The sequence below is a fragment of the Thermoanaerobacter siderophilus SR4 genome, from assembly GCF_000262445.1.
Classification (GTDB): Bacteria; Bacillota; Thermoanaerobacteria; order Thermoanaerobacterales; family Thermoanaerobacteraceae; genus Thermoanaerobacter; species Thermoanaerobacter ethanolicus.
The window spans coordinates 2,310,035-2,335,269 of the sequence record NZ_CM001486.1 but is presented as its reverse complement, the minus strand read 5'-3'; the positions used below and the strand labels follow the sequence as shown (position 1 = coordinate 2,335,269).

Here is a 25,235-nt window from a genome sequence, read left to right as displayed (position 1 = left end):
AGTAAAGTGAGGTGAGATTATGAAAAGAGTTTTGATAATTCATGGCCCTAATGTAAATCTGACAGGTAAAAGAGAAAAAGAGGTATATGGAGATATAAATTACGAAGAAATAAATAATCTGATAAAAAGAGAGGCTGCAAAATTAGATATAGCTGTCAAGATTCAGCAATCTAATAGTGAAGGAGAAATAATTAACCTTATCCATTCTGCAGAAAACAATTTCGATGCTATAATTATAAATCCGGCAGCTTACACTCATTACAGTTTAGCTATTATGGATGCTATTGCAGCTGTGTCAGTTCCAGTAATAGAAGTTCATATTTCAAATATTTTTGGAAGGGAGGATTACAGAAAGACCTCTGTTACTGCATCTAAGTGTAAAGGTGTGATAACGGGGTTTGGACCTTATAGTTATGTCCTTGCCCTCAATGCAGTTAAGTTTTTAGAGGATTCAATTGGGGGGTAAAATCATGAATAAAAGGTTACAAAATTTGAGAGAATTGATGAAAGAAAAAGACATAGAAGCGTTTGTTATTTATAAATTTGTCAATGTTACATATATTACTGGCTTTACTGGAGATGACAGCGTAGCTCTTGTGACCCACAATAAAGCTATTTTTATTACAGATGGAAGATATACTGAGCAAGCACAAAAAGAAGTTAAAGATTTTGAAGTTATCGAGCACAAAACTGGCATAAAAGAAGTTTTAAAAGAATACATTAAAACATTGGAGATAAAGAAACTAGCCTTTGAAGAAAATATTTCTTATGGACAGTATAGGGAATTAAAAGAGCTCTTAGAGATTGAGCTAATACCACAGGCTAATTTGGTAGAGACTTTGAGAATGGTAAAAGATGAGGAAGAAATAGAAAACATAAAAAAAGCACAAAATATTACTGATAGGGCTTTTGAGCATCTGTTAAAATTCATTAAAGTAGGAATGACAGAAAAAGAAGTAGCATTAGAATTAGAGTATTTTATGAAGAAACAAGGGGCAGAAGACCTATCTTTTGATACGATTGTAGCATCAGGTAAAAGGTCTTCTCTTCCTCATGGAAAAGCTTCTGAAAAAGTGATAGAAAAAGGTGATTTTGTCACAATAGATTTTGGATGTAAAGTAGGTGGCTATTGTTCTGATATGACAAGAACAATAGTGATGGGGAAAGCCAGTGAAAAGCAAAAAGAGATATATAACATAGTTTTAGAAGCCCAGCAAAAAGCGATAGATAATATAAGAGCAGGTATCACTTCTAAAGAGGCGGATTTGTTAGCAAGGTCTGTTATTGAAGAAAAAGGTTATGGACAGTATTTTAGTCACTCTTTAGGACATGGAGTAGGACTTGAAGTTCATGAGGCGCCGAGCTTGTCTTTCAAAAAAGAAGAAATTTTAAAAGAAGGGGCAATTGTTACAGTAGAACCAGGTATATATATTCCCGATTTTGGTGGCGTAAGAATCGAAGATATGGTATTATTAAAAGAAGATGGTGTTATAAATTTAACTAAATCACCGAAATATTTAATTGAATTAAACTAAAGCGATGGAGGGATTTTTTTGATAGCAGCGGGTGATTTCAGAAAAGGAGTAACTATTGAGGTTGACGGACAGGTTTTTACAGTTGTGGATTTTATGCATGTTAAACCAGGAAAAGGTGCAGCTTTCGTGAGGACAAAACTTAAAAATGTCATGACAGGAGCTGTAATAGAGAAAACTTTCAGCCCAACAGAAAAGTTTGAAGAAGCAGTTATAGAAAGAAGAGAAATGCAGTATTTGTACAATGATGGAGAACTTTATTATTTTATGGACACAGAAACTTATGAGCAAATTCCTTTAAATTATGATAAAGTTGAGGACGCAATTAAATACATAAAAGAAAATATGATTGTTACAGTAAAGTTCTATAAAGGCGAAGCCTTTTCCGTTGAGCCCCCTACTTTTGTTGAACTGGAAGTTGTAGAAACGGAGCCTGGATTTAGAGGAGATACTGCAACAGGGGGTTCTAAGCCGGCAACTGTAGAAACTGGTGCTGTCATCCAAGTCCCATTGTTTATAAACGTTGGAGACAAAATAAGAATTGACACTCGAACCGGAGAATATTTAGAGAGGGTATAAACGCAGCAATTTGTCAAATACTATTTTGTAAAGGAGGGTATGTGGAATATGGAATACTTAAATGAAAGGGTTTCCTACTTAAGAGGGTTAGCAGACGGCTTAGGGATAGATGACAGCACAAAAGAAGGTAAAATAATTTTGGCAATTTTAGATACTTTAGAGGATTTTGCAGATGCTATAAATGAGCTGGAAGCTTCCCATTCCGAATTAGATGATTATGTGGGAGAAATAGATGAAGACCTTTCTGAAATTGAAAACCACATATATGGCGATGAGGACTATGAGGATGAGGATGACGACTATGACTATGATTATGACGATGATGAGGAATATGAGGATGAAGACGAGGATTATGAAGAGTATGTAGAGGTAGAATGTCCTAATTGCCATATGTTGATGAGTGTGGAAGAAGAGCTTCTAGAAGATGAAGATGCTGAGTTGGTATGTCCTCATTGCAATGAAACCCTAAAAGTAAAAATTTGAAAATTGTAGATGATGATGAAGATTAATAAAAAAAATGCCCACTAACTAAAAGTTAGTGGGCATTTTTTTATTCATAAATATTTAGCCTTATAAATATAATTTTACAAGGGGAGGGACAGGTATATGAACACAAGAAAAAATTTTGAGGAAGTACTTTATGCTCTTCCTCCGTCAGTAAGAGAGGTAATTATAAAAATTCCTGATGACCTGTTGCAAGAAGTAGAAGAAATACGTCTTAGAGTAAATAGACCTCTCACAGTTTATTTAAAAAATGAAGAAAAGTTTGTGTCAAAAGAAGGGACTATTTCTTTTTCACCTTCTTTGGCCTATATTGTTACTTCTGAAGATTGTGAAAAAAGCTCTTCAATTAATATCTAAATCTTCTCTTTATGCTTTTGAAGAAGAAATAAGAAATGGATATATTACTTTAAAAGGTGGTTACAGAGTAGGTATAGTTGGAAAATGTGTGTTAGAAAATGGTTATATAAAGACTTTAAAGAATATTTCTGGATACAATTATCGAATATCAAAAGAGATAATAGGAGTGGCAGAGGAAATATTAAAATATTTAATTACTCCTTCTAAAAACGTATATAACATTTTAATAATATCACCTCCTCAATGTGGCAAAACAACTCTCTTAAGAGATATTACAAGATGGATAAGTAATGGAATAGATTTTTTGGGATTTAAAGGTAAAAAAGTAGGCGCAGTAGATGAGAGGTCAGAAATTGCCGGCTGTTACAATGGTATACCTCAAATGGATGTGGGAATTAGGACTGATGTGTTAGATGGATGTCCTAAGGCTTATGGCATGATAATGCTTATAAGGTCTATGTCTCCAGAAGTAGTAGTGACAGATGAGATAGGTAAAAAGAGGATATAGAAGCGATTCATGAAGTGCTGAATACTGGTGTTAAGATTATAACTACAGTTCATGCAAATGACATTGAAGACCTTATGAAAAAACCTGTTTTAAAAGACGTTATTTCTTTAAGATGTTTTGAACGTTATGTAATTTTAAGCAATCGTTTAGGGGCAGGTACAGTAGAAAAAATATTAGATGAGAATTTTAATACTTTGTTTAAAGGGCCCTATAGGAGAGGAAGGACTGAAAAATGAAATTACTTGGAATAGTTTTAGTTATTTTTTCTACCAGTAGTTTAGGGTATTTGTTTGCTTTGAAATATAAAATGAGGCGTTGGATACTTAAAAGCATGATATCTTCATTAAATCTTTTTAAAATAGAAATCACATATTCAAAAGCTCCTTTAGGAGAAATACTCATGGCAATTTCTCGCTCTTCAGATAAAAGTATAAAATTTGTTTTTTCTAAGACAGGAATGATATTATCACAAAATGAGGGTTATACTGCAGGAGAAGCTTGGGAGATAGCTTTAAATGAATGGGACAATGGCTATCTTAAAAAAGAAGATGTAGAAATTTTGAGGTCTTTTGGGTATGGACTTGGCAATTCTGACGTATACAATCAAGAAAAAATTTTGATTTAGCCATTGAGCTTTTAAAAAGGCAACTTAGTAACGCAGAAGAAGAGAGTAAAAAGAACGAAAAGCTGTACAAAAATATTGGAGTTTTGGCAGGACTGGCGATAATCATATTGTTTTTATAGAGGAGGATTATAATGAACATAGATATAATTTTTAAAATTGCGGCAATTGGCATTCTGGTAACAGTATTAAATCAAGTATTAATCCGTTCAGGGCGAGAAGAACAAGCAATGATGGTGACACTGGCAGGAATAGTAGTGGTTTTGATGATGGTGATATATATGATAAACAATTTGTTTAATGCAGTAAAAACAATATTTCAACTTTATTAGGTGATAGAATGGAAATATTTCAAATTGTTATTTTAGGAATAGTGGTTTTGATTATTTTGACAGTTCTAAGAGAAACAAATCCTGAAATGGCAATAATTTTAAGTTTGGTAGCCGGAGTCATCATCTTTATGATGATTCTTCCAAAACTCAGCGCAATTGTAGAAGTATTGAATACTCTTGCTAGAAAAAGTGGACTTGACAATATTTATTTTATGACAACTTTAAAAATCATTGGTATAGCTTATATAACAGAATTTGGAGTTCAGCTATGTCTCGACGCAAATGAGAAAAATTTGGCTTCTAAAATAGAGATAGCAGGAAAGATAATCATAATTTTTTTATCAATACCTATAATTGTTGCATTGATGGAAACAATTCTTTCAATAATGCCGTGAGGTGTAAAAGATTGAAAAAGGTACTTTTTGTAATTTTAATGATTATGATTTTATTAACAACTGCCAGAGCGGATACGGGACAACAAGATATAGAAAGCCAATTGAAAGGTATTGACACTTATCAGATTGACCGCTTTGTAAAAGAAGCTAATCAAAAAAATGGCAATATACTTCCCTATGTTGATATAAAGACTTATATACAAGATGTGATATCAGGAAAACAACCTTTTAATATAAAGGAACTCTTTGAAAATTTATTAAAATTGTTTTTCAAAGAATTATATTCTTCTGTAAGACTTTTAACACAACTTTTAATTTTGGCTGTAATTGGCGGCATATTAATGAATTTGCACAGTTCCTTTGAAAATGAAAATATAAGTGAGATTGCTTTTTTAGCGGTCTATATGGTTTTTATAGTAATAGCGGTTAAAAGCTTTACAGAAGCTTTAGGAATTGGCAAAGAGGCAATTGACAGTATGATTGATTTTATGCAATCGATGCTGCCTGTACTTATAACTTTACTTGTTTCAGTAGGTGCTTTTACCTCTGCAGCGTTTTTTCACCCTGTTGTCATTGTGACAGTTGAGTTTATAGCCCATCTGATGAGGGATTTTGTGTTGCCTATTATTTTGCTCATGACAGCTGTAAAAATTGTAGGAAATATTTCTGAAAAGTTTAGCTTGAATAAAATGGGGGATTTTTTTAAGACTTTGTCTACAGCTTCTATTTCAATTTTATTGAGTATTTTTTTAGGAGTAGTAACTATACAAGGTTTATCTTCTTCAATGGCAGATGGTGTCATATCGAGAACGGCGAAGTATACAGTTGGTGCTTTTTTGCCAGTAGTAGGAGGGCTTTTATCTGATAGTGTCGATGCAGTTATAGGGGCATCATTATTGATAAAAGGAGCAGTAGGCACTTATGGGCTTATAGCAATTGTGATAATTTCTGCAGTACCTTTAATAAAGCTTTTTTCTCTCATAATCATTTATCGCTTTGCAGCAGCAGTGATTGAACCAATCTCCGATAAAAGGATAGTAAATTGCCTTTCAGATGTGGCAACTTCTTTAACTTATGTTTTTGGGGTATTGGCTTCTGTTACTGTGATGATGTTCTTTACAATAACAGCTATTGTAGGAACAGCTAATATTACCACTATGCTGAGGTAGGTGAAACAATGGAGTTTTTAAAAGACTGGATAACACAGATAATTTATATTGCAATCCTTTTGATAGTTTTAGAACTTTTAGTTCCTTCCTCCAGTTTAAAAAAATATGCTAAAGTTGCGATAGGGTTTGTAATCATGATTACTATCTTAAATCCTTTGATAAATTTTTTAAAAGGAAGAGCAAATATAGAAGCCTACGTATTTAAAAATGATTACTTTTTAAAAAACATAAATATTGAGCAAATCTCAAAAGAAGCAGAAAAGCAGAGGGATAATCTAATTGTGGCAGAATATAAAAAAAGGCTGATTGAACAGATTAAGGAAAAGCTTTTAAATCTGTATGAAATTGAGGGAGTGGAAGTAGAGGTTTCTTTTGTAGAAGACTTAAATGACAAAGAATTTGGGAAAATCAAAGAAATAACCTTATCTTTTAGAAATGCGAGAAGGGTTTCTCAAAATTCAGAAAAAATAGCAAAACCGACAGAAGATAAAAAATTTAACTATGAAGAGATTAAAAAAACAATAAGTGCATTCTATAATGTACCATTAAAGAATATATCTATAAATGAGGAATAAATTGAAAGGAGGTACTTGAGTGGATTTTGATAAACTTAAAGATAAGCTTTTAAAAGATAATAAAAAGTTGGTTGAGAATTTGACTGTTATCTTTTTAATAGGTTTAATTTTGTTAATAGGTGCGAGTGCTCTTTCAAAACCTCGCCCTTCAAATAACAACGATAACAAAGAATTGGTATTAGCTCAAAAAGAAAGTAGTAGTGAAGATTATGCTCAAAAATTAGAAAAGGATTTAAAAAATATATTGTCAAAAATTGAAGGGGTGGGAAATGTTGAGGTCCTCATAACACTAAATTCAGATGAAGAGGTAGTAGCGGCAATGGATGTAGTAGAATCCAGTACTACTACAAATGAAAAAGATAGTAGTGGAGGAATACGAGAAACCATTCAAACAGAATCAAACAACAGAGTAGTTACCTCTCAAGATACCTCTGGGCAAAATGCTCCTATTGTATTAAAAAGAATAATGCCAGAAATAAGGGGAGTGATTGTAGTTGCTGATGGAGCAAAAGATCCAAGATTAAGATACGAACTTTCTTCGGCAGTTCAAACTGCTTTAGGGATTCCTGCCTATAAAGTAAAGGTAATATCTTCAAAATAAGAGTGGGGAGGAGTTTTTATGGTCTATATGAGAAAAAAGCTTATAGCGATTATATCCCTTGTCTTGCTAATTGCTATTGCTTTTGTTTTAAACTATGGGTATACCAATAAAAAAGAAGAAGCTGCTAAAAATGAGTACAGTCAGAATTCGCAAGTTATTCAAACAAGTACTTCTTCTGCAAAAGAAACTAGTACAGAAAAAGATAAACTTTTCACTGGAATATTTACTACTTATAGAGAAGAAAGAGAAATAAATAGGAGTAGAAGTATTGATGCTTTAAAAGAAATAGTAGAAAATAAAAATACCAGTGAAGCGACAAGAGACGAAGCTCAAAGGCAAATAATAAAACTTACAGAAATAACAAATCAAGAGATGATAATAGAAAATTTGATAAAAGCTAAGGGGTTTCAAGATGCAGTTGTGATGATAGATAATGGCATAGTAAATGTAATTGTACAGGCAGATAAACTGTCAGAAGAGGAAGTGGCACAAATTGTAGAAATTGTCTCAAGGCAGACAGGAGTCTCATTAGATAATATAAAAATTATGACGAGACTGGAATAAGAAAACTTAATTGTTTTTGTAACTACAATTATGATATAATTTATTTGACAAATATTTATTTTCTCTAAAAATTTTTGCTTTTTAAGGGGGTGAAATTTATGGAAGAAAATGTAAATGCAAATGAAAATCAAGAGTTAGGAACTATTAAAATCTCTGAAGAAGTAGTTAGTGTAATTGCAGGCTTGGCGGCAACGGAAGTACCTGGAGTGGCTGGAATGAGCGGGGGAGTCGTAAACGGACTTTCTGAAATGTTAGGAAGAAAGAATCTAGGTAAAGGTGTAAAAGTAGAGGTGGGAGAAAAAGAAGTATCAATAGATTTGTACTTAATTGTAGATTATGGTGTTAGAATTCCTGAAGTAGCTTGGAATGTACAAGAAAATGTTAAAAATGCTGTGGAAAATATGACAGGATTAAAAGTTGTTGAAGTCAATATTCACGTTCAAGGGGTAAATATGGATAAGGAAAATAAAAAACAACAGCAAGTTAAAGAAGAGGAAAATTAAAATATCTACTTAAACTAACCCTCTGCTAGACAGAGGGTTAGTTTAAGTAGAGTTATGGTACAATATATGTAAGAAGTAAAATTCAAGGAGTTGGGACAATGAACAGAACAGAAGCCAGGGAATGGATTGTAAAAATGCTTTATCAATACGACGTTTCAAGGCTACCTATAAGCAAAATATTTGAGAATTTTTATAAGGAAAACGACCCAGGCGAGCAAAAAGAGTACATAGAAAATACCGTAATAGGGGCTATTGAACATTTAGAGGAAATTGATAAGGAAATAGAAAGATACTCTCAAAATTGGGCTCTTAACCGCATGCCAAAAATAGATTTGGCTATTTTAAGGTGCAGCATTTATGAGATGCAATACGGGAATATTCCTGTAAATATTTCTATAAACGAAGCAGTAGAAATAGCTAAAAAATACAGTACAGAAGATTCTCATGTGTTTATAAACGGTTTGTTGGGAGCGTTTGTAAGGGATAAAGGATTGGAGGAAGGTAAATCAAATGATAATTGATGGTAAGGAGATTTCTAAAAAGATAAGAGAAGAGGTAAAAAGAGAGATAAGGGAGTTTGGTTACAAGCCCAGATTAGCGATTTTGATGGCTGGAAATGATGAGTCTTCAAAAGTTTATGCAAACTCTAAAGTTAAAGCTTGTGAAAATGTGGGGATTGAAGCTGAAATCTATTATTTTTCAGAAAGTGAAGAGTCGAAGTTTTTTGACACCTTAAAGTTTTTAAATGAAGATAAAAATACCCACGGCATAATGATAGAAATGCCTCTTCCTAAAAACTTTAATGCTGAATTGGTATACGATACGCTAAATCCTTATAAAGACGTTGATTGCATATCTAATTATAATATGGGAAGGCTTTTTGCTGGAAAACCTCTTTTTGTTCCTTGTACTCCCAAAGCAATTTTACATATTCTAGAAAGTATTGATACTCAATTTGAGGGAAAACACGCAGTTGTAATAGGCAGAAGCAATATTTTAGGAAAACCTGTAGCTAAGCTTTTATTGGATAAAAATTGTACAGTTACGGTATGCCATTCAAAGACAAAAGATTTGGCTTATTATACTAAACAAGCAGACATTTTGGTGTTGGCAGCCGGAAAAATGAATTTGGTAAAGGGAGATATGATTAAAGAAGGGACAATTCTTATAGATGCAGGTATAAACGTTTACGATGGAAATATATATGGAGACGCGGATTTTGAATCTGTAAAAGACTTGTGTTCTTATGTAACACCAGTTCCAGGAGGAGTTGGGCCTGTGACGACAGCTATGATACTTAAAAACACCCTGGAGGCTTTTAAATATGCAATTAAAAGCACTTAACGTCAGTGAGATAACGGACTATATCAAGAGAATGATGGACAATGATATAATTTTGAGAAATGTCCGAGTAAGAGGAGAAATCTCTAATTTAAAATATCACAGCACTGGAATATATTTTACTTTAAAGGATGAAGTAGCTTCTTTAAAGTGTGTGATGTTTAATGAATATAGTAGACTTTTAAATTTTACTTTGCAGGACGGTATGTCGGTGATTGCTACAGGTAGAATAACAGTTTATGAAAAAAGCGGTACTTATCAGCTTTATGTGCAGTCTATTCAATCGGAGGGTATTGGGGCTTTATACCTTGCTTTTAATAAGCTTAAAGAGAAACTGGAAAAAGAAGGTCTTTTTGATTCTGATAAAAAGGAACCTATCCCTAAACATCCTAAAAAAATTGCTGTGGTGACTTCTCCAACAGGGGCTGTAATACGAGATATAATAACAATTTCGAGAAGGAGAAATCCAACAGTAGACATTTTAGTGGTTCCTGTTTTGGTGCAAGGAAGCTCAGCCGCCGATGAAATATGTAATGCTCTTCGAATTTTGAACAAAAGGGAAGACATTGATGTAATTATTTTAGCAAGGGGTGGAGGTTCATTAGAAGAAATTTGGCCTTTCAATGAAGAAAAAGTGGCAAGATGTATTTATGCATCTCGCATACCAGTTGTTTCTGCTGTAGGCCATGAGACAGACTTTACTATTTCTGATTTTGTGGCGGATTTGAGAGCTCCTACCCCTTCTGCAGCTGCTGAAATTGTAGTACCAGACATAAAAGTTTACCAAAGGGAATTGTTTTTATTAAAAACGAAATTATTAACATTGATGACTGCTGAATTAAATCGCAAGAAAAAAGAATTTGAAGGGCTTAAAAGGGCTTTGTATCTTAATAGCCCCACTAAGAAAAGTGAAATTTTAAGGCATAAAGTTGAAAATTTAACAGCCTCTTTATACAATGAAATGCTTTCTATATACCAACATAAAAGAAATGATTTTTTAATTTTAGCAGAAAAGTTGAATTCTTTAAGTCCTTTAAAAGTACTTACAAGAGGTTATACAATTGTTTTAGATAAGCAAGAAAAAGTTATTTCTTCTGTGAAAGATATAAAACCTTATGATGAAATAAAAATTTTATTTAAAGATGGCAAAGCTAAAGCGATTGTACAAGAGGTGAAAGAGAATGAATGAGGAATTGACTTTTGAAGAAGAAATGATGAGATTAGAAAAAATTGTAAATACACTAGAAAAAGGAAATTTAAGGTTGGAAGAGTCTTTTAACTTGTTTAAAGAAGGTGTTGAAATTTCTAAGAGATTAGAAAAAAGGTTAAGTGAGGTTGAAGGAAAGATAACCCTTTTCATCAACGAAAATGAAGAAATTGATTTTAAAGAGGAGGAAAAGGATGTTTAAAGAAAAGTTAAGAGAAAAACAACAGCTTGTTGAGAAAGAACTACACAGAATACTTGATATAGATGAAAAACCAGAGATAATTTATGAAGCAATGAGATATAGTGTGTTTGCGGGAGGGAAAAGGTTAAGACCAGTTTTATGCCTTTCTTCTTGTGAGCTTTTAGGAGGAGATATAAAAAAAGCTCTTCCTGTAGCTTGTGCGATTGAACTTATTCATACTTATTCTCTGATTCACGATGACCTTCCAGCCATGGATAATGATGATTTAAGAAGAGGAAAGCCCACGAATCACAAAGTTTATGGGGAAGCTATAGCAATTTTAGCTGGCGATGGGCTTTTAAATTTAGGGTATGAAGTGTTAGTAAGACATGCTTTAGAACATCCTGAAGATTATGAAAGAATATTGAAAGCTACCAATGAAATTGCGACAGCCTCAGGATGTAAAGGAATTATTGGTGGGCAAGTTGTAGATATACTATCCCAGAATACGGAGCTTACTTATGAAGAATTAAAATTTATGCATGAACACAAGACAGGAGCTTTGATAGAAGCCTCTGTTTGCGCAGGAGCTTACATCGCTGGTGCTACAGAAGAAGAGATTCATGCCTTAAGGGAATATGCACGCTTAATAGGTTTTGCTTTTCAAATAAAAGATGATATATTGGATGTAATAGGAGAAGAGGAAAAATTGGGTAAAAAAGTAGGTAGTGATAAAGAAAAAGGCAAGTTTACTTTTGTTAATATTTTTGGATTAGAAAAATCTCAAGAGATGGTTGTAGAGCTTACACAGAATGCTATAAAGATTTTAGATAGGTTTGGAGAAAAAGCAGAGTTTTTAAAAGAGCTTTCCAATTATTTGATTGAAAGAGTAAACTAAAGCTTAAGGGAGTATTGACAATGCTTTTTGAAAGAAATGAGTTTTTTGACAGTTAAATGACTGTAGCAACCTTCTACAGACTTTGTAGAGGTTTGATATTGTCATTTTTATTATGTTATAATTAATATACCTTGAAAAGAAAGGCAAAGTGGTGCAGTATCCTAGTCAGAGGCGCTAATCCCGAAGACGGGCCTAAAAATCCGTCAAGGGCACATCGATGAAGTTCCTGGTGCTGGCTTTCAACGCCCAGTTGGGGGCTGGTGCTGGGAGTTAAGGAGGGGGGGCGATCCACAATGGCATGTGGGCGTTGACCCTTCCTCCGCGGAGACCTACTTGCGTGGCTTTTACAGGCTACGGGGTAGGATGAACCTGTCTCGCGGCCATAAAGCTGCGGACAGTGTAGCCTGCCTTGAGTGATTCGGGTGGATATCAGTTGTAAGCCATAATTCAAAGAGCTCTTGAATTACTGGCTATTGCTGATGAAACCCGAATTGCAAAAGAGGATAGGGGTTAGTCCCTCTGTTGAGGAAAACTCCTAGGCTGCGCCTTGCCGGGCGGCATATTGGGGATTACGGTGCGGACTAAGTGGTAGTCCAGTCTTACCTTTGGCGACAAGGTAGAAGCGGGCTTAAAGGGGAACCGCTGAACGGCGACGTTCAGTGCACGCTTGGGAAATCCTACTGGACCTAAGCCGCAAAGTTTACCCAATATGCTACCACTTTGCCTTTATACATGTAGGAGGTCTTTTTTTATTATGAAAAATAAAAACATAAATACGAATTATAAGTGGATTTTACATATAACTATTATAACCTTTTTTCTTGCCACTATATTAAATTTTTTTTCTGATGTTGCATTAAAAGAGAGCAATCTCCTTGTAGCCTTTTGTATTCTTGGTTTTATAGTGTTAATTGGTATAATTTTTGATATAATAGGTACAGCAGTAATTTCAGGCAGAGAAGAACCTTTTCATGCAATGGCGGCTAAAAAAGTATTTGGAGCAAAGGAAGCCATAAAACTTCTTAGAAATGCTAATATTGTGGCTAATTTTTGCAATGACGTAGTAGGAGATATTTCTGGAATTGTTTCTGGTGCTGCTCTGATGGCAATAATTGTAAAATTAGCTTTTGAGGGACCCAAAGGCTCTATTTATACTGCGATTTTAGGAGGTTTATTATCTGCCATTACAATTGGAGGAAAAGCTATTGGTAAAAATATAGGTATAGCTAAAAGCCAGTCTATTGTTTATACAGTTGCTGTAATTTTTGCTTGGATAGAAAAAAACACGGGTATAAAGATTTTGCCCGATTATAAAAATAATAAAAGGAAAAAAGAAAGTGAGGGTTTTAAATGTTAGAACAAATTAACAGCCCTTATGATTTAAAAAAATTGACAAAAAGGACTTTCCACTGCTTTGTGAAGAAATACGCCAGTTTTTAATAGAAAAGGTGTCTAAAACAGGTGGGCATTTAGCTTCAAACCTTGGAATTGTTGAACTTACAGTTGCACTTCACTATGTTTTTAATTCACCTGTTGACAAAATAATTTGGGATGTTGGGCATCAATGTTATGTACATAAAATAATTACAGGTAGGAAAGACCAGTTTGATACTTTAAGGAAATTCAATGGCCTTTCTGGTTATACTAAAAGAACGGAAAGTGTGCATGATATATTTGGAGCAGGTCACAGTAGCACCTCTATATCTGCAGCATTGGGTATTGCCAAGGCAAGAGATTTAAAGGGTGAAAAATATTCTGTTGTAGCGGTAATCGGTGATGGAGCTTTGACAGGTGGCATGGCTTTTGAAGCATTAAATAATGCAGGAAGGTCTAAAACAGATTTGATTGTCGTGCTAAATCACAATGAGATGTCTATTTCGGAAAACGTAGGTAGTTTATCTTTGTATTTAAGTAAACTTAGAACTGACCCTACTTACAACAAATTAAAACAAGAGGTTGATAATTTACTCAATATTGTACCTCCAATAGGAAAAAGCCTTCATAAATACATTGAAAGAATTAAGGATTCTGTAAAACAGTTAGTAGTGCCAGGAATGTTTTTTGAAGAGATGGGCTTTACATATTTAGGACCTATTGACGGACATGACGTTGATAGCCTAATAGAGGTTTTAGAAAGAGCAAAGAAAATAAAAGGACCTATTTTAGTACATGTTATCACAAAAAAAGGCAAAGGCTATAAATTTGCAGAAAAATTTCCTGATAAATTTCATTCTGCAGCTCCTTTTGACATACAAACAGGTAAGTTTGTAAATGAGGGGCAGGCGACTTATTCTGATGTATTTGGGAAGACTCTTACTGAAATGGCATTAAAAGATGACAAAATTGTTGCAATAACTGCTGCCATGCCAGAGGGAACAGGGCTTATTCATTTTGCAAAATTGATTCCTGAAAGATTTTTTGATGTAGGAATAGCAGAGCAGCATGCTACTACCTTTGCAGCAGGAATGGCAGTGCAAGGATATAAACCTTATTTTGCAGTGTATTCTACCTTTTTACAAAGAGCTTATGACCAGCTTATACACGATGTATGTATACAAAAATTACCTGTTGTTTTTGCAATTGATAGAGCGGGAATTGTAGGAGAGGATGGAGAAACCCATCAAGGAGTTTTTGACCTATCATATTTGAGGCCTATACCTAATATAGCGATTATGTCTCCTAAAGATGCCAATGAATTAGTTGAAATGGTTAAATTATCAAGAAATCTTGACTTCCCTGTTGCCATAAGGTATCCAAGGGGAAAAGCAGGAGAATTCGATATTACAAGAGAATGCAGTATAGAGTTTGGAAAGGCAGAGTTAATTTCTGAAGGAACAGAAATAGCAATTTTTGCATTAGGAAGAATGGTAGGAAAGGTGTTAGAAGCAAAAGCAATTTTAAAAGCTTCTGATTTGCAACCCTTTATTGTCAATTTGAGATTTGTCAAACCTGTAGATGAAGAGCTGATTTTTGATATCTCAAACAAAGTTAAATTTATTGTTACAGTGGAAGACAATGTCATAGCTGGTGGTGTTGGAAGCGCTATACTCGAGCTTTTAAATTCTAATGGAATATATAAGCCAGTTTTGCGTTTGGGGTTTCCTGATAAATTTATTGAACACGGAGATGTGGAAAACTTGTTTAAAAAATACAATTTAGATGCTGAGTCTATCGCAAATACTATACTACAAAAATATAAGGAAATGAGGTAAATATGGCTTCAAAAAAAGAAAGATTGGATGTTTTGCTTGTTCAAAAAGGTTTTTTCTCCTCAAGAGAAAAAGCAAAAGCTTCTATTATGGCAGGAGAAGTATATGTTGATGGCAAGAGAATTGAAAAAGCTGGAGAGTTTGTCAACATAGAATCTTCAATTGAAGTAAAAACTAATTCTTTACCTTATGTAAGTAGAGGTGGGCTAAAGTTACAAAAAGCTATAGAAACGTTTAATATTAATGTGACTGGCAAGATTGCCTTAGACATTGGAGCTTCCACAGGAGGTTTTACTGACTGTCTTTTAAAACACGGTGCTTTGAAAGTATATGCTGTAGATGTAGGATACGGACAATTGGATTGGAGTTTAAGAAATGACCCTCGGGTCATAAACATGGAAAAGACTAATATAAGATTTTTAGAGACATTGCCTGAAATAGTGGACATGATCACAATAGACGTTTCTTTTATCTCCCTTGAACTTGTTATACCTTCTGCAGATAAATTTTTAAAACCAGAGGGAGATTTGATAGCTTTAATAAAACCTCAATTTGAAGCAGGGAGAGAAAAAGTAGGTAAAAAAGGCGTCGTGAGAGACCCGGCCGTTCATAGGGAAGTGATTGAAAAAATTGTGACTTTGTTTCAAAAGTTTAACTACGGTATAATAGGTATTACCTATTCTCCTATAAAAGGGGCAGAAGGCAATATAGAATATTTAATTTACGGCAAAAAGGGAATTGAAAAGCAACACAATTTTGACATTACGAAAATTGTAAAAGAGGCATTTAAAAATTTGTAGCAGGAAAATTTGTTTTTTTGTAGAATATGATAAATGTGGTGATATTATAATGAAAAAAGTCGGTGTAATTCCAAATATTAATAAAGATAAAGACTTAGAAGTGACAAAATCTGTAGTAAAATGGCTATTGGAGCATGGTTCTGAACCATATCTTAACGAAATAGTTGCGTCTAAAATGGGTTATGATGAATACGGTAGAAAATCTACAGATATATATAGTAAATGCGATTTTATAATTGCTTTAGGTGGAGATGGTACTATTTTAAATGTTGCAAGGCTTTGTGCGCCTTTTGACACGCCTATTTTTGCCGTGAATTTAGGTCATCTTGGATTTCTTACGGAAGTAGATGTAAATGAGGTGTTTGTTTCTTTAGATAAAATATATAAAGGAGAATATACAGTAGAAAAAAGGATGATGCTAGAGGCAAATGTAGTTAAAAATGATATGGAGATTATTAATTTTAGAGCTTTGAATGATATTGTCATTACAAGAGGAGCTTTTTCAAGAATGGCTCGTATAAATACCTATGTCAATAATAACTATGTAGATACTTATTTAGCAGATGGAGTAATAATTGCAACTCCTACTGGTTCAACTGCTTATTCACTTTCAGCAGGAGGTCCTATTGTATATCCTACAGTAGAAGTTATAATAATAACACCTATATGTCCCCATACTTTATATTCAAGGTCTATAATAGTTTCACGAGAGGATGTCCTCAGGTTGGAAATAAGCGAAGAGAATCAAGATTTAATGATAACAACCGACGGACAACAGGGATATAAACTTGATTATAGAGATATAATTTACATTAAAAAAGCAATGAATATACCAATCTTATAAAAGTAAAAATACCAATTTTTTTGACTTATTGAGGGACAAACTTACAGAAAGATAAAATAGGGATGTGCAAAATTAATTAAAATAATCATAATCAAAAACCAAAATATGTATTACATACAATATATAGTAATCAACACTGACAATCAAACATAAAGGAAGTGGTAAGGGAAAAGAAAAGACAAAAAGAGGAGCTAAAAAAGGGCATAAATATCCTGTAGAAGTCAAATGTTAAAAAATGGCATGAAATAGATTCAATAAAAATTAGGCCGATTGCATCAAAGCAACAAGAGATCTAAACTCATCATATTTGCCCAATTTAATAGCTACAATAGCGACAGTAAGCAAAGTAATATGGCCAAAAGTATTAAGGTTGCTCACAGAATTAATATTTCTAACATAAGCCTTTTCAAAATCCAGAGCTTTAAAGCGGGAATTATATCTTTCTGATTCAATTCTCAATTTGTAGACGGCCTTAAAATATAGGGAGTCTCTATTAATAGAGGACCTATAATCAGAAGATATAATAGCATACTTAGTACAGCCTCTATGCTTTTTGCCATTAAAATATTTAGGATGATTTATAGGGCAGGCAGAATCATCCTTAGAATTACAGAACTTGCAAACAAATTTTTGCTTAATAAAACCATCAAAATATTGCTTGCCATCTTTAAGCATTTTAATACCCGCTTCACAGACCATATAACCATCATCAGTCAGAGGGGGATTTTTAGAATTACGCTTGTTAAGAGGAATAAAGCAATGACCGTGGAGAATATTTCTAACATAATTATAAAGTTTCTTAACATCATAGCCTTTATCAGCAATAAAATTAACATACTTAAGGTTAAACCACTTATTAGTCTTCTCAAGCAAAGACAAAGCGACTTCAAAATCAGGGGCATCAGCGGGGGGTAGTAGTTTCAGCGATGGGTAAACCAGAGATAGCATCAACAATAATGTGATTTTTATAGCCCCAATAAAACTTATAGCGTTTATTAGAAGAATCGTTAGAAGCAGAATAAACGCCTAATTTACAATCCTTATCAGAGTTAGGCTGATTATCTTTAGAGAATTTATTTTTAGAAAAAGACTTAGGGTTATTTAACTTAGTGTTAGCTTTAATAGGGGTAGAGTCCATGGAAATAAACTCACCAGAGATAATGCCCATATTTTTGAGGATATTGACCTGGTTTTGAAAGATAGAGGCCAAATAATCATGAGAGAACTCATTAATAAAACGGCGAAAAGTCCAATAAGAAGGAAGAGGTTTAGAAATGTCGAAGCCACAAAGATGAGCAATGATAAGATTATTGCGGAGATAATCTAAAAGGTCAGAAATTGTGCCAAATCTTTCAGCTTTCATGACAATAAAAGCTCTAAAAAGTGCATGATGAGAGTAACCCTTACGGCCAGGACTAGAGGAAGGGAATTCAGGTATTGAAGACAGGTCAAGATTTTCAAACATAGAAGAATAGAAATCAATTTTAGACTGAGAGGTAAAGAGTTCAGGTATATTTAAAAGTAATTGAAGCTGGTACATGTAGGATTTCCTCCTTCTTAAAAATTTTTTATAGTGTATATATAATAATTCGACAAATGGGAGGGGAAATCCTACATAAAAGATAAAAAATTCAAGAGTGATAGGAAAAAGTAATGTCTGTAGAATGGCTTAAATGAAGGCTTCTGAATTTTGCACAAGTCTAAGATAAAAAGTAAAAGAGGTGAAGATTACTATGATGAAAATAGCTCGACACGCTAAAATTCTTGAAATAATATCTGAAAAAGAAATTGAAACACAGGAAGAGTTAGCAGCTGAACTTCAAAAACAAGGTATTGATGTGACTCAAGCGACTGTGTCAAGAGATATAAAAGAATTGAGACTGATAAAAGTTTTAACAGAGGATGGAAAAAGATATAAATACGCCCCGATGGGAAAAGTAGATAGCCATATTACAGATAGACTAATGACTTTATTATCTGAGTCTATAGTGAGCGTGGATTATGCTGGAAATATCATAGCTATAAAAACGTTATCAGGCACAGCTCCCGCAGCAGCAGAGGCGATTGATACATTAAATTGGAAAGATATAGTTGGAACTTTAGCAGGTGACAATACCATTTTTGTTTTAGTGAGAAATGAAGAAGCTGTTCAAGAGCTATTGGAGAAATTCAGAAAGTTAGTTAAGTGATTTTTGGGGGTTTTGTTATGCTTTTAGCACTTAGCATCCAAAACGTTGCACTTATTGACAAGGCAGAAATACAATTTGAAGAAGGATTCAATGTATTAACTGGAGAAACAGGAGCAGGGAAATCTATAGTTATAGACTCGGTTTTGCTGCTTTTAGGTAGTCGAGCCAGTAGAGATATAATACGTACTGGTGAAGAAAAAGCTATCGTAGAAGGAATATTTTTTGTGGATTCTAACAAGGATAAAATTGTAGAAATTTTAGAAGAAGTAGGTTTGAGCTTAGAAGAGGATGATACTTTGATAATAAATAGAGAAATTACAAGCAGTGGAAGAAGTTATTGTAGGATAAATGGCAGAATAGTGCCTCTTTCTTTTTTGAGTAAAATAGGTGCTTTCTTGGTAGATATTTTAGGTCAACATGAGCATCAGTTTCTTTTAGACAATACAAAACATCTTTCTATTTTAGATAATTTTGGTGACCAAAAGTTTAAAAGTTTAAAAGAAAAATTTAAAGAGCTGTTAGAAGAATATAGAAAGATACAAAATGAGATTTCAAGTTTTTTTAAAGATGAAAAAGAAAAGAATGAAACAATTGATCTTTTGAAGTATCAAATTGAAGAGATTGAAAAGGCGAATTTGAGCGTAGAAGAGGAAACACAGTTGTTAGAAAAAAGAAATTTGCTTATGAATTTCGAAAAATTATTTACTGCTATGAATTCTAGTTACAAAATTTTGTACGAAGGTAGTGGGAGCTTTTCTGTTTTAGATAATTTACATGTTGTAATAAAAAATTTAGAAACAGCCTTTTCTATAGATGAAAAGCTTAAAGGTTTAAAAGATAAGCTGGAGAATATTCTCTATGAATTAGAGGATTGTGCTTTACAGGTACGGGATTACTTGAATGGCTTAGATTTTAACCAGCAAAGTTTAGAGGAAATAGAAATACGATTAGATCAAATAAATTCCTTGAAAAGAAAATATGGACCTACAATACAGCATATTTTAGAATTTAAAGAAAATAAAAAAGAGAATTAGAGAATATATTAAATTTTGAAGAAAAGCAAGAAGAATTGAAGCTTAAGCAGCAAAAGTTATGGGAAAAAATTTTAGAAGTTGGTGAAGCATTACATCTCAAAAGGAAGCAAATAGCAGATAATATAGAAAAAAATATAAATCAAATTTTAGTTGAACTTAATATGCCAAATGCTTATTTTAAAGTGAATATAGAAAAAATGGAAGAACCTACTGAAACAGGATTTGATAAAATTGAATTTTTAATTTCTACAAATATAGGAGAGCCTTTAAAACCTTTGTCTAAAATTGCTTCTGGTGGCGAGCTTTCGAGAATTATGCTGGCATTAAAAACTATTCTCGCTTCCGCAGATGGAATTTCCACTTTGATTTTCGACGAAGTTGATACAGGAATAAGCGGGAAAACTGCCCAATTAGTAGCTGAAAAAATGGCATATCTTTCTAAAAAACATCAATTGATTTGTGTGACTCATTTACCTCAAATCGCTTCTATGGCAGATACACATTATCGAATCTCCAAAATTACAAAAAATGAAAGAACTTATATAAATGTGGAAAAACTTGACTATCAAGGTAAAATAAATGAATTAGCTCGTATTATGGGAGGATCACATGTTACTCAGACTACTTTAGAACATTCAAAAGAATTATTAGATATTGCATCTCAATTTAAAAGCAAAATTTAATATTTTAGTTTAATCTCACTTCCTTTTACTATCGGATAATATATTGACAGTATATAAAGCTTTAAAAAAGGTTAAGTTAATTTTAGATTAAAATAAGCTGCAAAAAAGGAAGTGAGAGAATGACAAAAAATACAGTAAAATTGCTACTTTTTATATCCTTAAGCTTTTTTTTAGTATTTGCAAATTATTTTACTCCTATACAAGATATAGCGAAAACTCCCTCAAGTTTTAAATTTTTTCAAGGTGAAAAAGTTAATTATAACTTTAATATACCAATAAAAGTAAGTTTTCAAGCTGATAAAAAAGGTTTTTTAAAAATTAATGAGACAGAAGATAAAAATGTTTTAAATTTGAAAGAACCTATTACTATAGAAGCGGTAAACACTGGCACAGTAAATTTGGATTTTAAGCTCTTTGGAATATTTCCTATAAAGCATATCAGTGTTGACATCGTTCCGACAATAAAAGTAGTACCGGGCGGCCAAGCGATAGGGGTCAAGTTAAATACAAAGGGAGTATTAGTAGTAGGCTATTCAGATATAATGGGGGAGGACGGTAAAATTTATAGTCCTTATAAGCAAGGGAAAATACAGATAGGAGATATAATATTAGAAGTCAACGGCATAGAAATAAAGCAAGCAGAAGACATTACACAAATTGCAAATGAATTACAGGGAAAAGCCTTAAAGTTAAAAATAAATAGAAAAAATAATATCTTTTATACTACGATTTATCCTATAAAGTCAAAAGAGGATAGACAATACAGAATAGGTCTTTGGGTGAGAGACCACACTGCTGGTATAGGTACTTTAACCTTTTATTATCCTACTAGCAAGATGTATGGAGCTTTAGGTCATGCTATAACTGATATAGATACTGGTCACATGTTATCAGTAGAAAATGGAGAGATTATGAATTCTCGAATTACTTCTATTGACCAAGGAAGAAGAAGTAAACCCGGGGAATTAAAAGGGATTTTTTTAGAAGAAGTTGATACAATAGGGAATATATTAAAAAACACTGAATTTGGAATTTACGGGAATATGTATGAAGACTTTAAGAACGATTTGTATGGCGAGATTCCTATAGCATATCAAAGCCAAATAAAAGAAGGGCCAGCTAAAATATTGGCTACCATTGATAATACAGGTATACAGCAATTTGATATTGAAATTATCAAAAAAGCGTATCAAGAAACTCCTAGCCCTAAAAGTATGATAATTAAAATTGTTGACAAGAATTTATTAAAAAAGACTGGAGGCATAATACAGGGTATGAGTGGTAGTCCTATTATACAAGATGGAAAACTGGTAGGAGCAGTTACTCACGTTTTTGTGAATGACCCTACAAAAGGATATGCTGTTTATGCAGAATGGATGATTAATGAAATGAATACTCTACTTAATAATAAGCAGGTTTTTACAAATAACTAAAAATTTTTAAGGGAAAAAGAAGGAAATTCAATTATTATGTAGAATAAATATTATATACTAATATTAGCAATGGGAGGTTAAATAATTGGTTAAGAAGATTAGAGTAGGGATAGCAGATGATAACAAAGAATTTGCTACTATTTTAGCTGAGTATTTATCTACTCAAGAAAATATTGAAGTGGTTGGTGTTGCCAATGACGGCAACCAAGCGATTGAACTCATTAAAAATCAACCGCCAGATTTGTTAATTTTAGATATTATAATGCCATATTTAGATGGCATTGGTGTTTTGGAAAAGATAAATGAAGAACAATTAAAAAAGCCTAAAATTTTAGTCTTATCTGCAGTAGGCCAAGAAAAAATAACTCAACGGGCTATTGCATTAGGGGCAGATTATTATATTTTAAAACCTTTTGATTTAGCTATGTTGTCAAAAAGGATTTCTGAGCTTATGGAGCCTGAATTAGATGTAGTATCAAAGACTGTATTTCCTGTGGTAAAAGCGAAGAAAAATTATGACCTTGAAGCAATGATTACAGAAATTATTCATGAGGTAGGAGTACCAGCTCATATAAAAGGCTATATGTATCTAAGAGATGCTATTTCTCTTGTTATTAGCAATATGGAGTATTTAAATTCTGTAACTAAAATGTTATATCCTAAAATTGCTGAAAAGTACAATACTACTCCTAGCAGAGTAGAAAGAGCTATAAGGCATGCAATAGAAGTTGCTTGGAGCAGGGGCAAAACAGAAGTCTTAAATGAACTTTTTGGATATACTATAAATGACGAAAAAGGTAAGCCGACAAACTCAGAATTCATCGCGCTTATTGCTGATAAATTGAGGTTGGGGATGAAAGCGGGGTAAAAGGGGTAGATACCTGCTTTCTCTTTTTTAACCTCCCATTTCAAAAGGGCAACAAACATAAAATAGGGCGATAAATATTGAATTTTCACGGCGACAAATAAGTTATGTCCTCTGTTTGTTAAAAAAACAAATAGAGGGCATATTTTATGTGATTGACATGTTGACTTTTTATTTCATGTAAAAATTTTTTATGCTATAATAATAAACAATGGGATGTTACTTTATGGAGGAAGCTTGTATGCAAATAACAGGTACAATTAAAATGGATAAAAGAACTAAAAATTTAGCAAAAAGACTAAATTCTGGAGAAATAGCTATAATTGACCATAGAGATATAGATGAAGTGGCTGCTGAATCCTTAGTTGAAAAAAAGTTTTGGCAGTCATAAATGCTGATAAGTCTATAAGTGGCAGATATCCTAACATGGGGCCTTCTATTTTATGTGAGGCTGGAATTCCAATTATTGACGATGTTGGGAAGGATATTTTTGATTTGTTGAAAGAAAATGACAAAATCACTATAATAGATAATGAAATATATAAAGATGGTGTGTTTATAAAAAGCGGGAAACTTCTTACAAAGGACGTTATAAACTATAAATTGCAGGAAAGTCGCGAAAACATAGGTGTTGAATTAGATAAATTTATTGAAAATACATTGGAGTATGCAAAAAAAGAAAAATATTTTATTTTGGGTGGTGTTGAATTACCTAATACTAAAACTCGTTTTAAAAATAGACATGCTCTTGTGGTTGTTAGAGGAAAGGATTACAAAGAAGATTTGTTTACAATAAAACAGTATATTAACGATGTAAAACCGATTTTAATAGGGGTAGATGGAGGGGCAGATGCTCTTTTAGAGTTTGGCCTTGTTCCTGACATAGTCATTGGAGATATGGACAGTGTAAGCGATGAGGCTTTAAAAAAGGCTAAGGAAATTATTGTTCATGCCTATCCCGACGGAAGAGCGCCGGGCTTGGAAAGAGTAACGGCATTAGGCCTTAAAGCGGAAATTTTTAAGGCTCCAGGTACAAGTGAAGATATAGCTATGCTTTTGGCTTTTGAAAAAGGTGCTGACTTAATTGTGGCTGTAGGGACCCATTCCAGCATGATTGATTTTCTGGAAAAAGGGAGAAAAGGAATGTCAAGCACTTTTTTAGTGCGATTAAAAGTAGGAGAAAAATTAATCGATGCCAAAGGAGTAAATAAGCTGTACAGAGAAACTTTTAAAATTTCTTATATATTTAGCATTATACTGGCAGCATTGATTCCTCTTGGAGTAATAGCGTATTTTTCACCACCTATGCAGCAGCTATTGAAGCTATTACAACTTAGAATTCGCCTTTTAATCGGATTTTGAGGAGGACTTTCTATGAATATAAATATTAAATACTATGTTTTGACAATTGCTTCTATTTTTATTGCTTTAGGAATTGGAATTTTTATAGGTTTTATGTTAGATGGCCAAAAAGTTTTTTCAGAGCAACAAACTGCAATTATAAACGAGTTAGAACAAAAGTTTAAGGATTTACAAACAGAAAATAATAATTTAAAAAACACTGTTCAAGAGTTAAATAAACAGATAGGGTATTACAATCAATATCATCAAATTATTTTTCCTGAGTTAGTAGCTGATAGATTAACGGGAGTGAAAGTAGCGATTATTGAAACTACAAATGAGTTTATATATTCTGGCATGAGAAATGCTCTTTTAAAGGCAGGAGCTACTATTGAGTCGATTACTGTTATAAAAGACAGTTTTGATACTGGCGATGAATTGGAAGTGCAAAATTTAATAAACTTCCTTTCTAATAAATATGGAGTTACAGTAGACGAAAAGCATTTGAATGAATTTGTAGTTTCAAAATTAGCTAATGCAATTGTAACAGGTCAGGATGTGGACCTTATTAATTATTTAAAGACAAATGGTTATATAGATTTTACAGGGATTCCAGGTAATACAGATTTTGTAATTATAGCTGGAGGAAGTAATAATAAAGATAATAATGTAGCTTCTATAGATATTCCCATTATAAAACAAGTGAAGCTACTTAATGTTCCTATTGTAGGTGTTGAACAAAGTGATACTAAATATTCCTATATTGATGCGTATAAAAAACAGCATATTTCCACAATAGATAATGTGGAGGATATAATAGGGCAGACGTCGCTTATAATGGTAATGGAGGGTAAAGAAGGAAATTATGGAATTAAGCAAAGTGCAATGAGCTTAATGCCAGATTCTTTTATGAATACTGACAATTCTACACATAATTCCTCTGCTAATTCTAAAAAGTGAGGGTAGATA

Annotated in this window: 22 protein-coding genes and 7 pseudogenes; 28 read left to right on the top strand and 1 reads right to left on the bottom strand. The window is 33.0% G+C overall.

All coding sequences use genetic code 11. From position 1 onward, the window contains the following. Positions 1–19 precede the first annotated feature (19 nt). The 22 genes and pseudogenes from aroQ to THESIDRAFT1_RS11455 all read left to right on the top strand — a co-directional run bounded on the left by aroQ (position 20) and on the right by THESIDRAFT1_RS11455 (position 16,776). Positions 20–466: a type II 3-dehydroquinate dehydratase gene (gene aroQ, locus THESIDRAFT1_RS11560; RefSeq protein ID WP_003869827.1), complete on the top strand. Its 447-nt coding sequence runs from the start codon at positions 20–22 to the stop codon at positions 464–466. A 4-nt stretch (positions 467–470) separates the two neighbouring features. Beyond that, complete coding sequence (locus THESIDRAFT1_RS11555; RefSeq protein ID WP_006570459.1) at positions 471–1,535, top strand: M24 family metallopeptidase; 1,065 nt, start codon at positions 471–473, stop codon at positions 1,533–1,535. A gap of 18 nt (positions 1,536–1,553) precedes the next feature. Then, positions 1,554–2,111 (top strand): elongation factor P, encoded by a 558-nt coding sequence (gene efp / locus THESIDRAFT1_RS11550; protein ID WP_004396379.1) that lies wholly within the window; start codon positions 1,554–1,556, stop codon positions 2,109–2,111. Positions 2,112–2,159: 48 nt separating this feature from the next. Continuing rightward, positions 2,160–2,594, top strand: coding sequence for a CD1247 N-terminal domain-containing protein (locus THESIDRAFT1_RS11545; protein WP_006570458.1), 435 nt, complete (start codon positions 2,160–2,162; stop codon positions 2,592–2,594). A gap of 123 nt (positions 2,595–2,717) precedes the next feature. Continuing rightward, positions 2,718–3,716: pseudogene (gene spoIIIAA / locus THESIDRAFT1_RS11540) on the top strand (stage III sporulation protein AA). Beyond that, positions 3,713–4,224, top strand: a pseudogene (gene spoIIIAB, locus THESIDRAFT1_RS11535) (stage III sporulation protein SpoIIIAB). The pseudogenes spoIIIAA and spoIIIAB overlap by 4 nt, the downstream one beginning before the upstream one ends. Positions 4,225–4,236: 12 nt before the next feature. After that, the gene (gene spoIIIAC / locus THESIDRAFT1_RS11530; RefSeq protein WP_003869832.1) at positions 4,237–4,434 is read left to right on the top strand and encodes a stage III sporulation protein AC; all 198 of its coding nucleotides are present in this window, start codon (positions 4,237–4,239) and stop codon (positions 4,432–4,434) included. A gap of 8 nt (positions 4,435–4,442) precedes the next feature. Continuing rightward, positions 4,443–4,829, top strand: a complete 387-nt coding sequence (gene spoIIIAD / locus THESIDRAFT1_RS11525) for a stage III sporulation protein AD (protein WP_003869833.1) — start codon at positions 4,443–4,445, stop codon at positions 4,827–4,829. A gap of 11 nt (positions 4,830–4,840) precedes the next feature. After that, the gene (gene spoIIIAE / locus THESIDRAFT1_RS11520; protein WP_006570455.1) at positions 4,841–5,998 is read left to right on the top strand and encodes a stage III sporulation protein AE; all 1,158 of its coding nucleotides are present in this window, start codon (positions 4,841–4,843) and stop codon (positions 5,996–5,998) included. A gap of 8 nt (positions 5,999–6,006) precedes the next feature. Continuing rightward, positions 6,007–6,573 carry a stage III sporulation protein AF gene (gene spoIIIAF / locus THESIDRAFT1_RS11515; protein WP_006570454.1) on the top strand — a complete coding sequence of 189 codons (567 nt, stop codon included), beginning with the start codon at positions 6,007–6,009 and terminating at the stop codon, positions 6,571–6,573. Between the two features lie 19 nt (positions 6,574–6,592). Continuing rightward, positions 6,593–7,174: a stage III sporulation protein AG gene (gene spoIIIAG, locus THESIDRAFT1_RS11510; RefSeq protein ID WP_003869836.1), complete on the top strand. Its 582-nt coding sequence runs from the start codon at positions 6,593–6,595 to the stop codon at positions 7,172–7,174. Positions 7,175–7,192: 18 nt separating this feature from the next. Beyond that, a complete protein-coding gene (locus tag THESIDRAFT1_RS11505; protein WP_003869837.1) occupies positions 7,193–7,738 on the top strand; it encodes a SpoIIIAH-like family protein in 546 nt (181 codons plus the stop codon). A gap of 98 nt (positions 7,739–7,836) precedes the next feature. Next, positions 7,837–8,241, top strand: coding sequence for an Asp23/Gls24 family envelope stress response protein (locus THESIDRAFT1_RS11500; RefSeq protein ID WP_003869838.1), 405 nt, complete (start codon positions 7,837–7,839; stop codon positions 8,239–8,241). Positions 8,242–8,339: 98 nt separating this feature from the next. Beyond that, positions 8,340–8,762: a transcription antitermination factor NusB gene (gene nusB, locus THESIDRAFT1_RS11495; RefSeq protein ID WP_003869839.1), complete on the top strand. Its 423-nt coding sequence runs from the start codon at positions 8,340–8,342 to the stop codon at positions 8,760–8,762. Continuing rightward, positions 8,752–9,585 (top strand): bifunctional 5,10-methylenetetrahydrofolate dehydrogenase/5,10-methenyltetrahydrofolate cyclohydrolase, encoded by an 834-nt coding sequence (locus THESIDRAFT1_RS11490; RefSeq protein ID WP_003869840.1) that lies wholly within the window; start codon positions 8,752–8,754, stop codon positions 9,583–9,585. Before nusB ends, THESIDRAFT1_RS11490 begins: the two co-directional genes overlap by 11 nt. Continuing rightward, positions 9,566–10,771: an exodeoxyribonuclease VII large subunit gene (xseA, locus tag THESIDRAFT1_RS11485; RefSeq protein ID WP_003869841.1), complete on the top strand. Its 1,206-nt coding sequence runs from the start codon at positions 9,566–9,568 to the stop codon at positions 10,769–10,771. The genes THESIDRAFT1_RS11490 and xseA overlap by 20 nt, the downstream gene beginning before the upstream one ends. Beyond that, positions 10,764–10,991, top strand: a complete 228-nt coding sequence (gene xseB, locus THESIDRAFT1_RS11480; RefSeq protein WP_006570453.1) for an exodeoxyribonuclease VII small subunit — start codon at positions 10,764–10,766, stop codon at positions 10,989–10,991. Before xseA ends, xseB begins: the two co-directional genes overlap by 8 nt. Continuing rightward, on the top strand, positions 10,984–11,868 hold the full coding sequence (locus THESIDRAFT1_RS11475; RefSeq protein WP_003869843.1) for a polyprenyl synthetase family protein: 885 nt from the start codon (positions 10,984–10,986) through the stop codon (positions 11,866–11,868). Before xseB ends, THESIDRAFT1_RS11475 begins: the two co-directional genes overlap by 8 nt. 754 nt (positions 11,869–12,622) lie before the next feature. Then, positions 12,623–13,225 carry a hypothetical protein gene (locus THESIDRAFT1_RS11470; protein WP_006570452.1) on the top strand — a complete coding sequence of 201 codons (603 nt, stop codon included), beginning with the start codon at positions 12,623–12,625 and terminating at the stop codon, positions 13,223–13,225. Beyond that, positions 13,219–15,080 (top strand): annotated as a pseudogene (gene dxs / locus THESIDRAFT1_RS11465) (1-deoxy-D-xylulose-5-phosphate synthase). The gene THESIDRAFT1_RS11470 and the pseudogene dxs overlap by 7 nt, the downstream one beginning before the upstream one ends. 2 nt (positions 15,081–15,082) lie before the next feature. Beyond that, complete coding sequence (locus tag THESIDRAFT1_RS11460) at positions 15,083–15,877, top strand: TlyA family RNA methyltransferase (RefSeq protein WP_006570450.1); 795 nt, start codon at positions 15,083–15,085, stop codon at positions 15,875–15,877. A gap of 49 nt (positions 15,878–15,926) precedes the next feature. Continuing rightward, positions 15,927–16,776: pseudogene (locus tag THESIDRAFT1_RS11455) on the top strand (NAD(+)/NADH kinase). 206 nt (positions 16,777–16,982) lie between these two features. On the opposite strand, the pseudogene THESIDRAFT1_RS11450 reads toward THESIDRAFT1_RS11455, so the two are convergent. Further along, positions 16,983–18,261: pseudogene (locus tag THESIDRAFT1_RS11450) on the bottom strand (transposase). Positions 18,262–18,454: 193 nt separating this feature from the next. Here THESIDRAFT1_RS11450 and THESIDRAFT1_RS11445 point away from each other — a divergent pair. The 6 genes and pseudogenes from THESIDRAFT1_RS11445 to THESIDRAFT1_RS11420 all read left to right on the top strand — a co-directional run bounded on the left by THESIDRAFT1_RS11445 (position 18,455) and on the right by THESIDRAFT1_RS11420 (position 25,226). Next, a complete protein-coding gene (locus THESIDRAFT1_RS11445; RefSeq protein ID WP_003871234.1) occupies positions 18,455–18,910 on the top strand; it encodes an arginine repressor in 456 nt (151 codons plus the stop codon). A 17-nt stretch (positions 18,911–18,927) separates the two neighbouring features. Beyond that, a pseudogene (recN, locus tag THESIDRAFT1_RS11440) lies at positions 18,928–20,627 on the top strand (DNA repair protein RecN). A 119-nt stretch (positions 20,628–20,746) separates the two neighbouring features. Then, positions 20,747–22,060: a SpoIVB peptidase gene (spoIVB, locus tag THESIDRAFT1_RS11435; RefSeq protein ID WP_004396343.1), complete on the top strand. Its 1,314-nt coding sequence runs from the start codon at positions 20,747–20,749 to the stop codon at positions 22,058–22,060. A gap of 85 nt (positions 22,061–22,145) precedes the next feature. Beyond that, entirely contained in the window at positions 22,146–22,928 is a 783-nt protein-coding gene (gene spo0A, locus THESIDRAFT1_RS11430; RefSeq protein WP_003871237.1) for a sporulation transcription factor Spo0A, read from the top strand. Between the two features lie 238 nt (positions 22,929–23,166). Continuing rightward, positions 23,167–24,287, top strand: a pseudogene (gene steA, locus THESIDRAFT1_RS11425) (putative cytokinetic ring protein SteA). Positions 24,288–24,299: 12 nt separating this feature from the next. Continuing rightward, positions 24,300–25,226 (top strand): copper transporter, encoded by a 927-nt coding sequence (locus THESIDRAFT1_RS11420; RefSeq protein ID WP_003871239.1) that lies wholly within the window; start codon positions 24,300–24,302, stop codon positions 25,224–25,226. Positions 25,227–25,235: the final 9 nt, after the last annotated feature.

Bases quoted from the DNA above. Each gene is read 5' to 3' on its own strand.
- THESIDRAFT1_RS11500 (WP_003869838.1), top strand. From the start codon at position 7,837: ATGGAAGAAAATGTAAATGCAAATGAAAATCAAGAGTTAGGAACTATT.
- THESIDRAFT1_RS11490 (WP_003869840.1), top strand. From the start codon at position 8,752: ATGATAATTGATGGTAAGGAGATTTCTAAAAAGATAAGAGAAGAGGTA.
- THESIDRAFT1_RS11505 (WP_003869837.1), top strand. From the start codon at position 7,193: ATGGTCTATATGAGAAAAAAGCTTATAGCGATTATATCCCTTGTCTTG.
- aroQ (WP_003869827.1), top strand. From the start codon at position 20: ATGAAAAGAGTTTTGATAATTCATGGCCCTAATGTAAATCTGACAGGT.
- THESIDRAFT1_RS11555 (WP_006570459.1), top strand. From the start codon at position 471: ATGAATAAAAGGTTACAAAATTTGAGAGAATTGATGAAAGAAAAAGAC.
- nusB (WP_003869839.1), top strand. From the start codon at position 8,340: ATGAACAGAACAGAAGCCAGGGAATGGATTGTAAAAATGCTTTATCAA.
- THESIDRAFT1_RS11445 (WP_003871234.1), top strand. From the start codon at position 18,455: ATGATGAAAATAGCTCGACACGCTAAAATTCTTGAAATAATATCTGAA.
- THESIDRAFT1_RS11470 (WP_006570452.1), top strand. From the start codon at position 12,623: ATGAAAAATAAAAACATAAATACGAATTATAAGTGGATTTTACATATA.
- THESIDRAFT1_RS11460 (WP_006570450.1), top strand. From the start codon at position 15,083: ATGGCTTCAAAAAAAGAAAGATTGGATGTTTTGCTTGTTCAAAAAGGT.
- xseA (WP_003869841.1), top strand. From the start codon at position 9,566: ATGCAATTAAAAGCACTTAACGTCAGTGAGATAACGGACTATATCAAG.
- spoIIIAC (WP_003869832.1), top strand. From the start codon at position 4,237: ATGAACATAGATATAATTTTTAAAATTGCGGCAATTGGCATTCTGGTA.
- THESIDRAFT1_RS11420 (WP_003871239.1), top strand. From the start codon at position 24,300: ATGAATATAAATATTAAATACTATGTTTTGACAATTGCTTCTATTTTT.
- THESIDRAFT1_RS11475 (WP_003869843.1), top strand. From the start codon at position 10,984: ATGTTTAAAGAAAAGTTAAGAGAAAAACAACAGCTTGTTGAGAAAGAA.
- spoIIIAF (WP_006570454.1), top strand. From the start codon at position 6,007: ATGGAGTTTTTAAAAGACTGGATAACACAGATAATTTATATTGCAATC.
- xseB (WP_006570453.1), top strand. From the start codon at position 10,764: ATGAATGAGGAATTGACTTTTGAAGAAGAAATGATGAGATTAGAAAAA.
- THESIDRAFT1_RS11545 (WP_006570458.1), top strand. From the start codon at position 2,160: ATGGAATACTTAAATGAAAGGGTTTCCTACTTAAGAGGGTTAGCAGAC.
- spoIVB (WP_004396343.1), top strand. From the start codon at position 20,747: ATGACAAAAAATACAGTAAAATTGCTACTTTTTATATCCTTAAGCTTT.
- spoIIIAD (WP_003869833.1), top strand. From the start codon at position 4,443: ATGGAAATATTTCAAATTGTTATTTTAGGAATAGTGGTTTTGATTATT.